Below are 1,515 nucleotides of genomic sequence, written 5' to 3' on the forward strand. Positions count from 1 at the left end.
TGTCCGTCGTCGAATGATTTGAGACTATTTGTGCTTTTGAAGATTGGAGTTTCCGGCTCGGTTTGGGGGTTGATTTAAGCCGCTTTGGCCTGGTGGTTCAAGCGGCGTTTTTTGATCGTGTCTCGTTTGATCCTTTCGCGTTCGAGCAGGATGGTCTGTCCGCGTCCGAAGTAGACGTCGGCGGGAGTGAGATTGTCGAGGCTCTCATGGTAACGGCGATGATTGTAATGCTCGACGAAGGCCGCGATCTGGGCTTCAAGATCCTCCTTGAAGAAGTAGTTTTCAAGCAGGATGCGGTTCTTCAGCGTCTGGTGCCAGCGTTCGATTTTCCCTTGCGTCTGCGGGTGGCCGGGAGCGCCGTGAACCTGGTCGATCTCGTATTTCTCCAGCCATTCGCCGAGATCGGATGCGACGTAACACGAACCGTTGTCCGACAGCAGGCGGGGACGATGCTCGACCCTGACCTTGTCACAGCCTGAGGCGGCCAATGCAAGATCGAGTGTATCGGTAACGTCATCCACCTTCATGCTGGTGCACAGCTTCCAGGCGATGATGTAGCGGGAGTGATCGTCGAGGATGGTCGATAGGTAAAACCATCCCCAGCCGATGACCTTCAGGTAGGTGAAGTCGGTTTGCCACATCTCGTTCGGCCTCGTGGTCTTGTCCTTGAACTCGTCATTGGCCTTGATGACGATATAGGCTGGCGACGTGATCAGGTCGTGAGCCTTGAGTAAGCGATAGACCGAAGCCTCTGATACAAAATAACTTTCCGTATCAGTGAACTTCACCGCCAATTCACGCGGTGACAGGTCGGCATGATCGAGCGCTAGTGCGATGATGCGATCCCGGATATCGTCAGGGATACGATTCCACACCCGCGAAAGTGCGGACGTCCGGTCTTCCAGCCCCTCGACACCGTAGGTCTGGAAGCGATCATACCATCGATAGAAGGTCGGCCTTGGAATGCCCAGCTTTTCCAGCGTCTGCCTGGCTGACAAATGCGACTGCTCGACAAGCCGGATGATCTCATGCTTTTCGGAGGCGGGATATCTCATTCGTCGTCGCCCCCATCCCCGATCATGCTTTTTTTGAGCAGGCGGTTTTCCAGCGTGACGTCGGCCAGCGCCTCCTTCAGGTCACGGCTTTCACGACGCAGCGCTTTTACTTCGTCGCTGGTGGCAGAACGGGCGGTGTCGCCTGCAAGGCGCTTCTTTCCTGCCTCGAGGAATTCTTTCGACCAGCTATAATAAAGGCTCTCGGCGATCCCCTCACGGCGGCAGATCGCAGCAATGCTGTCTTCCCCGCGCAGACCTTCCAAAACAATACGGATTTTATCCTCGGCCGAATAATGTTTACGCGTGGCACGACGGATATCTTTGATCGTCTTCTCCGCAGAAGACGTTTGGGGAACGGGTTTCTGTCTCATCTTTGCGTCCTTTGATAAAGCTATGATGAGCCGAAAATCCTCTCTTCTTAATTAAACCAGTTTTGTCTCAAAGGCGCTGAGGTCGGACA

The 1,515-nt window shown here is 54.4% G+C and carries 1 protein-coding gene; it reads right to left on the reverse strand.

The window, feature by feature from the left end:
* Positions 1–74: 74 nt before the first annotated feature.
* Positions 75–1,426, reverse strand: a protein-coding gene (locus ABE530_RS19570) for an IS3 family transposase (protein WP_499695717.1) whose coding sequence is annotated in 2 segments (ribosomal slippage) — positions 75–1,090 and positions 1,090–1,426 — 1,353 coding nt in all. Because the reading frame shifts where the segments join, the coding sequence is not laid out codon by codon here.
* Positions 1,427–1,515 lie beyond the last annotated feature (89 nt).

Source organism: Brucella sp. TWI559 (assembly GCF_039674265.1).
In the GTDB taxonomy this organism is placed as follows: domain Bacteria; phylum Pseudomonadota; class Alphaproteobacteria; order Rhizobiales; family Rhizobiaceae; genus Brucella; species Brucella chromiisoli.